Genomic DNA, 11,909 nt, shown 5'->3' on the forward strand with positions numbered 1-11,909 from the left:
TAGCAGCCGCCTGTCGATTCGGGCGGCTATGCTCCAGTGATCTTCGTTGGTCGGGAAATGCGTAATGCATCCAAGTAGATCCCTGCTGAATCGGCCAGGCCAGCTCCTGCTGCTGGGTGTATTCGGCCTCAGTGGTTGCATACGGCTGGGCCCGGACTTCCAGTCGCCCGGCGAAGAATGGGTCAAGCACTGGAGCACCCCTGCCCTTGAACAATCCAGCCAACGTGGGCTTAACCCGGATCTGCGTCAGTGGTGGCAAGTCTTCGCCGATCCGGTTCTCGACCACCTGATTGCCGAATCGGATGCTCACAACACCAGCCTTAAGATCGCCGGCCTGCGCGTGATGGAAGCCCGTGCCCAGCTGGGCATCGCCCAAAGCGGGCTTTATCCGCAACTGCAGCAGGCCAGCGTCGATAGTCTGTACTTCAATCGAAAACAATCGGGCGGCATCAATCCGCAGGACAGCCATTTCTGGCAATACAGCGCCGGTTTTGATGTTGGCTGGGAGCTTGACTTCTGGGGACGCTTCAGTCGCGCCATCGAGTCGTCCGATGCCAATTACTTCGCCGCCCAGGCCAACTATGAAGACGTGCTCGTGCTGTTGCGGGCGCAAGTGGCCGACACCTACTTCTCGCTGCGCACCACCGAAGCGCGTTTGCGCGTCGCACGGGAAAACGCCAGGCAGCAAAAGCGCAGCTTCGAGATCACCGAGAAGTTGTTCAACAGCGGTCAGACTGCCGAGCTCGACCTGCAACAAGCCAAGACCCAGTACCTGGGCACACTGAGCACCATCCCCAATCTCGAAGACCAGTTGTTGCGCACCCACAATGCGTTGGCCATGTTGATCGGTCAGCCGCCCGGCGCGCTGCCGCTGCTGATGGAAAATGAAGGATTGATCCCGCTGGTCGACCGGGCCGTGTTGCAGGAAGTACCGGCCAATCTGCTGCTGCGTCGACCCGACGTGCGCGCCGCCGAGCTCAATGTCGCGGCCCAGTCGGCGCTGATCGGCGTGGCCGAAAGCGATTTCTACCCGTCACTAACCTTGTTGGGCAGTATCGTCTGGTCGGCCGACACGCTGAAGGGTACTTCCAAAAGCCTGGACTTGATCGGCGGCCCCAGCCTGCGCTGGAACCTGTTCGACCACGGCCAGATCAGCAACAACGTGCGCGTGCAGGATGTGCGTTTGCAGCAACTGATTGAGACCTACCGCGACAAGGTTCGTCAGGCTGCACGTGAGGCTGACGACGCCGCCAGCGGCCTGATCAAATCACTGGAGCGTGAACGAATCCTGCGTGAGGCCGAAGTGGCAGCCAAGCGCTCGCTGGTGTTGGCGAGCTCGCTCTACCGCGAAGGGTATTCGGACTTCCAGCGGGTGCTGGATGCGCAGCGCGCGTTGCTCGAACAGCAGGACAACTACTTGATCGCTCGCAGCAACGCGGTGAGCAATGTGATTGCGCTGTACAAATCCCTGGGTGGCGGTTGGTACAGCGCCCAGCCGAACGTTGACTACCTTACCCGCAAGCAGATGGAAAAACGCACGGACTGGGGCGATCTGCTGGATGAGCCTACCGCTGCGCAGCCAGCCTTTCCCATCCCACAGAAGGTAAGAAAAGATGAGTGAAACCGCGCAGCCCTCCCCCGATGCGCCCGTCGCCAAAGCGCCAGAGCCGGCCCCCGACTCGGCGAAAAAAGGCATCAAGTGGGTGTTGCTGTTGATCATCCTGAGCCTGGCCTGGTACCTGTTGGCGGACCGCTTCACACCCTATACGCAGCAGGCAAGGGTGGGTGCCTTTGTGATTCCGGTGGCTGCGGAAGTAGCAGCCCGAGTGACCCGTGTAAACGTGCGTAACAACCAGGACGTCAAGGCCGGCGAAGTGCTTTTTGAGGTGGACTCTCAGCCCTATCAGATTACCGTCGATCGTGCACGCGCTGACCTTGAGTCGACACGCCGGCAGATCGGTGCCAGCACTGCCGGAATCGCGTCGGCGCAAGCGTCGTTGCGTGCTGCTCAGGCCAACGAACGCAAGACCCGGCAGGACAGTCAGCGTCTTGAAGGTTTGTATCGCGAAGACCCGGGTACCGTATCCGTGCGCCTGCTTGAAGTGTCTCGCGCCAACCATGAACAGGCGGTTAGCCAGGTGGCCGCTGCCCGTGCCGAAATTCAGCGTGCGCAAGAGCAGGAAGGTGGCAGTGACGAAGAGAACGCCTTGCTGCGCAGCGCCGCCACGGCGCTCTCAAAAGCCGAACTCGACCTGGCCAATACGCAGATTCGCGCGCGCTCGGACGGCCTGATCACGGACCTGCGCACTGACGTTGGCCAATTCGCAGCGGCCGGTAGCCCGGTCATGACCCTGATCGCCATCCGCGATGTGTGGATCAGTGCGGACATGACCGAGAACAACCTCGGCCTGGTGAAGCCCGATACTGCGGTGGCGATAGTACTGGATGCGTTGCCAGGCCAGGTTTTCGAGGGCCGCGTGCGCAGTGTCGGCTACGGTGTCAGCGTGGGTCAGACGCCTGCGCCCGGCACGTTGCCCAGTGTGCAGAACAGCCGCGACTGGCTGCGCCCGGCACAGCGCTTCCCGGTGATTATCGAGTTTTCTACTGACTCAATGAACACACTGCGTGAAAGTCGCGCCATCCGTGCCGGTGGGCAGGCCGAAGTCATGGCCTTCCCCACCCAGGGCAACCCGCTCAACCCGCTTGGTCGCGTATTCCTGGGACTGATGAGTTGGCTGTCCTATGCCTACTGAACGCCCCCCCCGGGTTCAACGCGCACTGCGCCTCGCCACCGGCACGGCGTTGTGCCTGGCGACCAGTTTCGGCCTGGGTTTGCCGATCCCGTTTATCGCGCCAGTGCTTTGCTTGCTGCTGCTGGCCACGCTTAATCGTGCGCTGCCCTTCAAGGCTGGAGTAGTGCTCGCACTGACCGCGATGTTGACCACTGGCGTCGGCCTGTTATTGATCCCGATCCTGCGTTATTACCCCGTCAGCGGCGTGCTACTGATCGGCGCCAGTCTGTTCCTGGCTTTCCGTTTTGGACTGCGTGGCGGTAACAACCTGATTGTCACTTTTCTGGTGATTGGCCTGACCATGATCTCTTCGGCCGGTGTGGTGGATTTTGATTTGGCCGCGATGGTCATTGGTGCGTTGGTCAAGGGGTTGCTCCTGGCCGTCATAGTGCTGGCACTCACTCATTGGCTGTTTCCCGAGCCGATTAATGCCCCGTCACCACCGCCACCCCCGGTTCTACCGGACGAAGAAGTCGGTCGAGTGGCGCTACGTGCCACCCTGATCGTGCTGCCGACATTCCTGCTGGCGCTGATCGATCCGGCCAGTTATCTGCCGATCATCTTGAAGGCGGTCAGCCTGGGTCAGCAAAGCTCGACGACGACCACACGCCATGCCGGTCGTGAACTGGTCGGTTCAACGTTGCTCGGTGGCTTGCTGGCCATTCTGTTCTGGTGCGCGCTCAGCCTGTTTGTACATCTGTGGATGTTCTTTCTGTGGATGCTGCTGTTCGGCCTGATAGTGGCGCGCAAGCTCTATGCCCTGAGTCCCACGCGATTGAGTCCGGGGTTCTGGCTCAGTAGCCTGATCACGCTGATTATCCTGCTGGGCCAATCGGTTCAGGACAGCGCAGCGGGCAAGGACGTCTACACCGCGTTTGCCGTGCGCATGGGGCTGTTCATCGCCGTGACGCTGTATGCCTGTCTGATGGTGCATTTGCTCGATCAGCGTCAGCCCAAAAATGCTCAAGGGCTGACCTGATACCCCTTCCCTTGCAAGCAGCTTGTGTAGGCCGTTGAACTGGTCGCAGCACTGGTTTTCTGCTGCGCCCGGCGTTCCTGACGCTGGCGCGAGCCACCCACTACGGCTCCCGCTGCCGCTGTCCCTTTTGCCTGGTTCTGGCGATAGTCCTGCTTCACGTCATCATCGACGCGATCATAAAACTCGTCGTGCTGACGGCCGCGCACCTGCGCCCCCGCAGCCCCGGCGGCAGCGCCCACAGCGGCGCCCTTCAGCCTTCCACCGGCAGGAGGCGGTGCAGTCGAGGCGCTCTGACTGGCCGCGATGTTGTGGCAATCGGTGATGTCCACTTGGGTTTGTTGCGAACTCTGCCCTTTCATCGGCACGACCGTTTCCGCCCATCCCTGGGTCAAGGAAACCGACAGTGCGATGCACAGACTAATCGACGACAACGTTCTCATGATGAACTCCTGAACAGACCTTACTACTCCACACACTGTGGCTCTGAAAACCGAGCTCAACACAGAAGATTGTAGATCACCCCTCCTCTCACTTCGCCGGGGCTATGCCGTCGAATAACAATTTTTCGCGGCGGTGCACGCCATGACCTAACCTGAATGGCTAACGCCGCCGGAGCATATCTATGCGTCCTGCATTGAAGTTACTGATGTTCATTGTGTTTGCGCTGTCGGGGGCGAACATCGGCGTGCTGTCGGCAGAAGAAATGGCAATGCCTTCAAGCACCGCCGACGCCAGTTCAACTACTGCGGTGTCCAAGAGCGATCTGGAAGCCCTGCAATTAAGGCTGGACAACCTTAAACAGCAGGTGTCACTGACCAGTAACTTCACCTAGTTGGTACGTTTTCAGGACAACGTTCAGTTGCTCTTCAGTGATGCGGACAAGTTGGCGACCGTGTTACTTCCCGAGCAGGCGCAATTGCAAGGGCAACTCAGTGTGCTCGGGACTGCATCCCCTGGCAGCCTTGCTATGGAAAAGGCTGATCTCGTGAAGCAGAGGTCCTATCTCACTGCACAAAAAGACAAGGTGGATGACGATCTCAAAATACTGCGGGCCATCAAGGAAGGCGCTACTAACCTCATCGCTCAGATTGCCAGCATTCGGCGCACTCAACTGGAAACCGAACTGGCCCAGCGCACCGCCAGCCTGCTCAACCCCCGGTTCTGGTCACCGCTGTTTTTTCCACTGGAGGAGGATAAAAACCGTCTGACGGTGTTAATCGACCAGTCTAAAAGTGTCATTCAGTCCGTCTGGCAACCCGGCCGGCGTGCCGTGACCGTCACGTTGTTGTTGCTGGCCCTGGCCTTCTGGACGCCGGGGCGAAGACTGGCTGAGCGTGGCTTGACATGGATCTGCATCCATCGATTACCGGAAGGTCGATTGCGTAGAAGTTCATTGGCGATAGCGACAGTGCTCGCCACGCTGTTGAGCGCAGGTTGCGCAATACAGCTCATCTCTATTGCCGCTACCCGGTTTCAACCATTGCCGCAACCACTGCAAGGCTATTTTGACGATGTCGAGAAGGTCGCTTATGCCTGCGCCATGATCATCGGCCTGAGTCGGGCGCTGCTGTCTAAACACAATCCCTCATGGCGGTTGCCTGGCATCGCCGATGAAGTGGCGGATTCGATAAGCCCTTTTCCGGCGCTGTTGGCCGGATCAATGTTGATACTGATATCGCTGGTACAAATAACCAATGCGACGGGGATGAGTTCGCAGGTGGTTCTCTTCAGCCGGGGTGTCGTGTCATTAGTCGTCATCTTGATTATTGGAGCGTTATTGCTACGCGTCAGTAAAACCCGCCGAGCGATGGTCATTGCCGGGGAAGCCCCTGAATCTGGTACTACGCTGGCGGGTGTGATTTATAGCGGCGTCAGCATCGCTGTTTTGATCTCGATTTTTGGCCTGCTGGTCGGTTACATCTCCCTGGCCCGATTCATCACTTACGAAATCGTCTGGCTCTATATCGTTATTGCCAGCTTCTATTTGCTGACGCAGTTGTTCAGGGACTTGTGTGATTACCTGTTTTCGCCAAAGCACCCAAGCGGCAAGGCGATCAAACAGCTGCTGGGAGTCGGCGACGTACGGCTTGAACAAATCGAGGTTGTTGTGTCGGGTATTGGCAGAGCGGCATTGCTGTTAATTGCCGTGATTACAACGTTTGTGGGGGGGATTGGAGCGACCTTTGGACAACTGACAGACAGGGTTTCAGCGATCCTCGGCGGCGATGGTTTGCGCAAGTTGAATATCATTCCGGGAAATCTGCTGAATGCGCTCCTGGCGCTGTTGATCGGTATTTACCTGATTCGATCGCTGCGCAGATGGCTGGATAACGAGTTCCTGCCGAAAACCGACATGGACCCCGGCATGGGTGCGTCGCTAAGCACCCTATTCAGTAACATCGGGTACGCACTGGTCATTCTGCTTGCATTGTCTTCATTGGGCGTCAAATGGACGAATCTGGCGTGGATCGTCAGTGCGTTGTCGGTGGGGATCGGCTTTGGCTTGCAGGAGATCGTCAAGAACTTCGTCTCCGGGTTAATCCTGCTCACTGAGCGTCCGGTCAAGGTCGGCGACTTGATCAGCATTAGCGGGGTCGAAGGCGATATCCGGCGGATCAATGTCAGGGCCACCGAGATACAACTCAGTGACCGCTCGATCGTGATCGTGCCCAACTCGCAGCTTATTTCCCAGAACCTGCGCAATGTGACCATGGGCGGCAGCGCCCAAGGGGTGGCCACACTCGAGCTGGTGTTCCCTCTGGATATCGACCCCGAACAAGTCAAAACCCTGCTCTACACCGCCTATTGTGAACATGAAACCATCCTCGACAAACCCGCCCCCGTTGTTCGATTCAGCAATCTGAGCCCTGAAGGCATCACGTTAACCATCACCGGCTATGTCAGCAGCCCAAGGATTGTCAGTACGACCAAGAGCGATCTGCTCTTTGAGATCCTGAAGCGATTGAGTGCGGCCGGCATCGAATTGGCCAAGCCTGTTCCTGCGACATGACAAAACGCTTGAAAATTTAACGGCTGCGTTTCAGCGTTTCACTCGGCAATTCCTTAAATAACGCCCGATAACTGCTGGAAAATCTTCCTAAATGCCAGAACGACCAATGCATCGCCACTTCGGCAACGGTAGTCTCCATCGCTGTACGGTTGAGCAGTTCTCGGCGCGCACTGTTGAGTCGACGCAAGCGCAGCCAATGGGTCGGGGTCATCCCGGTATAGGCTTTGAACGCATGCTGCAACTGCCGCAGTGACACCCCGGCGACCTGCGAAAGCTCCAACAGGTTCAGGGCTTCTTCCGGGGCATCAGCCGCCCACTCACCGATGCGCTTCATCACCGATCGCTCTTCGGCGCGGCGCTGTAAACCTCCGCGATCAAGGCACACACACGCGTTGTCGAGGATGTACAGGCAGTCTTCCAGCAACTGTTGGGTCAACGCTTCCTTGCTCGGTGGATCGAGCGTCTGCGTCAGTCGGGTCAACGTCCCGCTGAGCCAGCGACTGAACAGCGCGTTCTGTCCCGAGTTCAGTGGCGCCATGAACAGGCCTTCGAGCCTGGTCACATTCAAACCGTGACGCTGAACGAACGCCGGACCGAACACCACGGCGATTTCCTGGTAGTTCTCCGGGGTGATCCAGATGTTGCGGCTTTCACCATTCAACACGTACAGCGCGTTGTCGCTGCGATCGAAACAGAACGCCAGGGAGCCTTCAGGGGCGCTGAAATTCTGTTCGACCCGCGTGTTCATGTGTTCCTCGTAAATCTCCACGCCTTGCAGGTCCAGATAGCGCACCCTCCCGGCGAAATGCCCCGGCGACATTTGCTGATAATGCTGCACCCAACCCGGTGTGGCGCGGATTTGCTCGGCCACGTCGGCGGTGTTGAACGCTTGGACTTGTAAGGGGTTGCACGTTGTCATGGGTGACCTTACGCACTCGTTTGGTGCGTTTTGGTGCTGCTGAAAGTGGATAGATAGAACGTCAAGGCTCGCCCAAGATAGTCGTCAACGCGCCACAGGGGAAGTGTGTGGTGGATGAAACCCGCCTCCCCGGCGTTAAAAAAACCAATAACGAGGTCTTTATGAATGTCCCTTTCGATCAGTTGCTCACGTGGCTGAAAGATCACAAGATTACCGAAGTCGAGTGTGTGGTCAGCGACTTGACCGGCATTGCACGCGGCAAAATTGCACCCACCAACAAGTTCCTGCATGAGCGAGGCATGCGCCTGCCGGAAAGCGTGCTTTTGCAAACGGTAACCGGGGACTTTGTCGATGACGACATCTACTACGACCTGCTCGACCCGGCCGACATCGACATGGTTTGCAAGCCCGTTTCCGACGCGGTTTACGTGATTCCCTGGGCCATCGAGCCCACCGCTATCGTGATTCACGACACCTTCGACAAGTTCGGCAACCCGATCGAGCTGTCGCCGCGCAACGTACTGAAGAAAGTCCTGCAGCTGTACACCGACAAAGGCTGGCGGCCGATTGTCGCGCCGGAAATGGAGTTCTACCTGACCCAGCGCTGCGAAGATCCGGACTTGCCGCTCAAGGCGCCGCTGGGTCGTTCAGGGCGTGCGGAAAGTGGTCGTCAATCGTTTTCCATCGACGCCGCCAACGAATTCGACCCGCTGTTTGAAGACGTTTACGACTGGTGCGAACTTCAGGGTCTGGACCTCGATACCTTGATCCACGAAGACGGCCCGGCGCAGATGGAAATCAACTTCCGTCATGGCGACGCACTGGACCTGGCCGACCAGATCACCGTGTTCAAGCGAACCCTGCGCGAGGCGGCGCTCAAGCACAACGTCACCGCGACCTTCATGGCCAAACCGATTGGCGATGAGCCCGGCAGCGCCATGCATATCCACCAGAGCGTCGTGGACATCGCCACCGGCCAGCCGATCTTTGCCGATGCTGACGGGCAGATGAGCGAACTGTTCCTGCACCACATCGGTGGCCTGCAAAAATACATTCCCAAAGTGCTGCCGATGTTCGCGCCCAACGTCAATTCGTTCCGCCGCTTCCTGCCGGACACCTCGGCGCCAGTGAACGTCGAATGGGGCGAAGAAAACCGTACCGTGGGCCTGCGCGTGCCGACCTCCACGCCAGACGCGATGCGCGTGGAAAACCGTTTGCCGGGGGCCGACGCCAACCCATATCTGGCCATCGCAGCGAGCTTGTTGTGCGGGTACCTGGGCATGGTCGAGCGCATCGAACCGAGCGCTGCGGTCCAGGGTCGTGCCTATGAGCGCCGCAATCTGCGCCTGCCGATCACCATCGAAGACGCCCTGACGCAGATGGAGGAGTGCGAAACCATCGGGCGTTATCTGGGCAGCAAATTCGTCCGCGGCTATGTGGCGGTCAAGCGAGCGGAGCACGAGAACTTCAAGCGCGTGATCAGCTCCTGGGAGCGAGAGTTCCTGCTGCTCAGCGTCTGAGATCTGCGCTTGCCCCTGAGGGCCTCATCGTCGGAACGCCGCCCGGAGCAAGCTCGCTCCCACATTTGGAATGCATTCCCCTGTGGGAGCGAGCTTGCTCGCGATGGCGGCCGCAAGAACACCAAAGAAACTCCGGAAGAATCCAATAACTATAAGAGGTGTCGTATGCGTCTATTGAAATCCATGGTTCCGGTCGCGCTGGCAGTGTTGTTCAGCGCCGTTGCGCAGGCTCAGCCAACGGTCAGCGTCTACAACTGGACCGATTACATCGGCGAGACCACCCTCGCCGATTTCCAGGCGAAAAGCGGGATCAAGGTGATCTACGACGTGTTCGACTCCAACGAAACCCTGGAGGGCAAATTGCTCGCCGGCCGCACGGGGTATGACGTGGTGGTGCCGTCCAACCACTTCCTCGCTCGCCAGGTGAAAGCCGGCGCGTTCCTGAAGCTCGATCGTTCGCAGCTGCCCAACTTCAAGAACCTCGACCCGAAACTGTTGGCGCTGCTGGAGAAAAACGATCCGGGCAACGAACACTCGGTTCCGTACCTGTGGGGCACCAACGGCATTGGCTACAACGTCGACAAGGTCAAGCAAGTCCTGGGCATCGATCGCATCGACTCCTGGGCAGTGTTTTTCGAACCCGAGAATCTGAAGAAACTCAGTCAATGCGGTGTGTCGATGATGGATTCGGCCGATGAAGTGTTCCCCGCCGTTCTCAATTACATGGGCATGGACCCGCGTAGCGAAAATCCTGAAGACTTCAAAAAAGCCGAAGCCAAGCTGCTGACCATTCGGCCTTACATCACCTACTTCCATTCCTCGAAGTACGTTTCAGATTTGGCCAACGGCGACATCTGCGTGGCTTTCGGTTACTCGGGTGACGTGTTCCAGGCCGCGAATCGGGCCAAGGAAGCCAAGAACGGCGTGAACATCGCCTACGCGATTCCCAAGGAAGGCAGTAACTTGTGGTTCGACCTGTTGGCGGTTCCCGCAGACGCCAGCAACCAGAAAGAAGCGCACGCCTTCATCAACTACTTGCTGGACCCGCAAGTGATTGCCAAGGTCAGCGCGTCGGTCGGTTACGCCAACCCTAACCCGGCGTCCAAGCAAGACATGGACCCTGAGCTGGTCAACAACCCTGAGGTTTACCCACCCCAGGCAGTCCTCGACAAGCTCTACATTTCCACCACCCCGCCCCAGGCAATCATGCGTTTGATGACCCGTTCCTGGAGCAAAGTGAAGTCCAACCAATGAACCAGTACAGCAACGAACATGCTCGCTCCTATTACGCGGCGTCAGCCAATGGAATGGCGCCCTACCCTACACTGGCCGCGGATCTTGAAGCCGATGTCTGTGTAATCGGCGGCGGCTTTACCGGCGTTAACACGGCGATCGAACTGGCTCAGCGCGGGCTCTCGGTGATTTTGCTGGAAGGCCGACGGATCGGCTGGGGCGCCAGCGGGCGTAACGGCGGGCAGTTGATCCGCGGCATCGGCCATGACATCAGCGGTTTCGCCCGTCATGTCGGTGAAGAAGGCGTGCGTTACCTTGAGCGTGCGGGTGTCGACTCGGTCGCTCTTGTGGGCAACCGCATTCGTGAACACGGGATTGATTGCGACCTGCGCTGGGGGTTCTGTGAACTGGCCAATACTAAAGCGCAGTTCGCGGCGTTCAAGGCTGAGCAGCAAGTCCTTGCCGAATCGGGTTACGCCCACGAAACCCGACTCGTCGGGCCGGAGCAGATCCGTCAGCAGGTGGTGAACTCAGGCGTGTATGCCGGTGGTCTCGTCGATATGGGCTCGGGTCATTTGCATCCGCTCAACCTGGTGCTCGGCGAAGCGCGGCTAGCCGAATCTCTCGGGGTACGGATCTTCGAGCAGAGCCCGGTGCTGGAGTTGATCCATGGCAGCACTGTGCAGGTTCGCTGTGCCGGCGGCACGGTGCGCGCCGGCAGTCTGGTGCTGGCGTGCAACGCTCACCTGGAAGAGCTCGAACCGAAACTGAGCGGCAAGGTTCTCCCGGCGGGCAGCTACATCATCGCCACCGAGCCGTTGACGCCCGAACAGGCAGCGCAATTGATCCCGCATAACCTGGCGCTCTGCGACCAGAAAGTCGGCCTGGATTACTACCGGCTCTCGGCAGATCGACGCTTGCTGTTCGGCGGCGCTTGTCATTATTCCGGGCGTGATCCGGCGGACATCGAAGCTTACATGCGCCCGCACATGCTCAAGGTCTTCCCGCAGCTGGCCAATGTGCGCATCGACTATCAATGGGGCGGCAAGATCGGCATCTCGGCCAATCGCTTCCCACAGGTCGGGCGCTTGAGCCAGCATCCGAACGTGTTTTACGCCCAGGGTTACTCCGGCCATGGCCTGAACGTGACCCACTGGTGCGCGAAGTTGTTGGGTGAAGCGATCCATGTCGGACACAGTCAGGGCTTTGACGTGTTCAGCGCCGTGCCGCACATGACGTTCCCCGGCGGCCCCATGCTGCGTTCTCCTTTGTTGGCGCTCGGCATGTTCTGGTATCGCCTGCGTGAACTGCTGGGCTGACCGCCCTCCACCCTCGCGGAGCCCTAGCGCACCGCCCCTACTTATCCCATTGAACAGCCTTTTAATTTGCTCAATCGCGAGGCGCTTCTATATTGAGGAAGTGCTCTGACTTCCCTGCGTCCTCGCGAGTGCGGCCT

8 protein-coding genes and 1 pseudogene are annotated in these 11,909 nt (G+C 58.7%); 7 read left to right on the forward strand and 2 right to left on the reverse strand.

Annotated elements, in window-relative coordinates; genetic code table 11:
- Nucleotides 1-64: 64 nt before the first annotated feature.
- From ACYZT7_RS17930 to ACYZT7_RS17940, 3 genes are read left to right on the forward strand one after another with little or no spacing between them, the layout of a single operon-like run.
- Complete coding sequence (locus ACYZT7_RS17930) at nt 65-1,621, forward strand: efflux transporter outer membrane subunit (RefSeq protein ID WP_462037605.1); 1,557 nt, start codon at nt 65-67, stop codon at nt 1,619-1,621.
- Entirely contained in the window at nt 1,614-2,753 is a 1,140-nt protein-coding gene (locus tag ACYZT7_RS17935; protein ID WP_462037606.1) for an HlyD family secretion protein, read from the forward strand. The genes ACYZT7_RS17930 and ACYZT7_RS17935 overlap by 8 nt, the downstream gene beginning before the upstream one ends.
- Complete coding sequence (locus ACYZT7_RS17940; protein WP_462037607.1) at nt 2,743-3,771, forward strand: DUF2955 domain-containing protein; 1,029 nt, start codon at nt 2,743-2,745, stop codon at nt 3,769-3,771. Before ACYZT7_RS17935 ends, ACYZT7_RS17940 begins: the two co-directional genes overlap by 11 nt.
- Here ACYZT7_RS17940 and ACYZT7_RS17945 read toward each other — a convergent pair.
- Nucleotides 3,756-4,211 carry a hypothetical protein gene (locus ACYZT7_RS17945; protein WP_462037608.1) on the reverse strand — a complete coding sequence of 152 codons (456 nt, stop codon included), beginning with the start codon at nt 4,209-4,211 and terminating at the stop codon, nt 3,756-3,758. The genes ACYZT7_RS17940 and ACYZT7_RS17945 overlap by 16 nt on opposite strands.
- A 182-nt stretch (nt 4,212-4,393) precedes the next feature.
- Here ACYZT7_RS17945 and ACYZT7_RS17950 point away from each other — a divergent pair.
- Nucleotides 4,394-6,781: pseudogene (locus tag ACYZT7_RS17950) on the forward strand (DUF3772 domain-containing protein).
- A gap of 16 nt (nt 6,782-6,797) precedes the next feature.
- Here the strand turns inward: ACYZT7_RS17950 and ACYZT7_RS17955 are convergent.
- Complete coding sequence (locus ACYZT7_RS17955; protein ID WP_462037609.1) at nt 6,798-7,700, reverse strand: helix-turn-helix domain-containing protein; 903 nt, start codon at nt 7,698-7,700, stop codon at nt 6,798-6,800.
- Between the two features lie 161 nt (nt 7,701-7,861).
- Between ACYZT7_RS17955 and ACYZT7_RS17960 the strand changes: the two genes are divergently transcribed.
- The 3 genes from ACYZT7_RS17960 (at nt 7,862) to ACYZT7_RS17970 (ending at nt 11,772) form a co-directional block, all read left to right on the forward strand.
- Entirely contained in the window at nt 7,862-9,220 is a 1,359-nt protein-coding gene (locus ACYZT7_RS17960; RefSeq protein WP_282378368.1) for a glutamine synthetase family protein, read from the forward strand.
- Between the two features lie 165 nt (nt 9,221-9,385).
- Complete coding sequence (locus ACYZT7_RS17965) at nt 9,386-10,474, forward strand: polyamine ABC transporter substrate-binding protein (protein WP_134096930.1); 1,089 nt, start codon at nt 9,386-9,388, stop codon at nt 10,472-10,474.
- Entirely contained in the window at nt 10,471-11,772 is a 1,302-nt protein-coding gene (locus tag ACYZT7_RS17970) for an NAD(P)/FAD-dependent oxidoreductase (protein WP_462037610.1), read from the forward strand. Before ACYZT7_RS17965 ends, ACYZT7_RS17970 begins: the two co-directional genes overlap by 4 nt.
- Nucleotides 11,773-11,909 lie beyond the last annotated feature (137 nt).

Source organism: Pseudomonas sp. RT4P38 (assembly GCF_054897765.1).

Coding starts and splice junctions, on each gene's coding strand:
- ACYZT7_RS17930 (WP_462037605.1), top strand. CDS start 65: ATGCATCCAAGTAGATCCCTGCTGAATCGGCCAGGCCAGCTCCTGCTG.
- ACYZT7_RS17935 (WP_462037606.1), top strand. CDS start 1,614: ATGAGTGAAACCGCGCAGCCCTCCCCCGATGCGCCCGTCGCCAAAGCG.
- ACYZT7_RS17940 (WP_462037607.1), top strand. CDS start 2,743: ATGCCTACTGAACGCCCCCCCCGGGTTCAACGCGCACTGCGCCTCGCC.
- ACYZT7_RS17945 (WP_462037608.1), bottom strand. CDS start 4,211: ATGAGAACGTTGTCGTCGATTAGTCTGTGCATCGCACTGTCGGTTTCC.
- ACYZT7_RS17955 (WP_462037609.1), bottom strand. CDS start 7,700: ATGACAACGTGCAACCCCTTACAAGTCCAAGCGTTCAACACCGCCGAC.
- ACYZT7_RS17960 (WP_282378368.1), top strand. CDS start 7,862: ATGAATGTCCCTTTCGATCAGTTGCTCACGTGGCTGAAAGATCACAAG.
- ACYZT7_RS17965 (WP_134096930.1), top strand. CDS start 9,386: ATGCGTCTATTGAAATCCATGGTTCCGGTCGCGCTGGCAGTGTTGTTC.
- ACYZT7_RS17970 (WP_462037610.1), top strand. CDS start 10,471: ATGAACCAGTACAGCAACGAACATGCTCGCTCCTATTACGCGGCGTCA.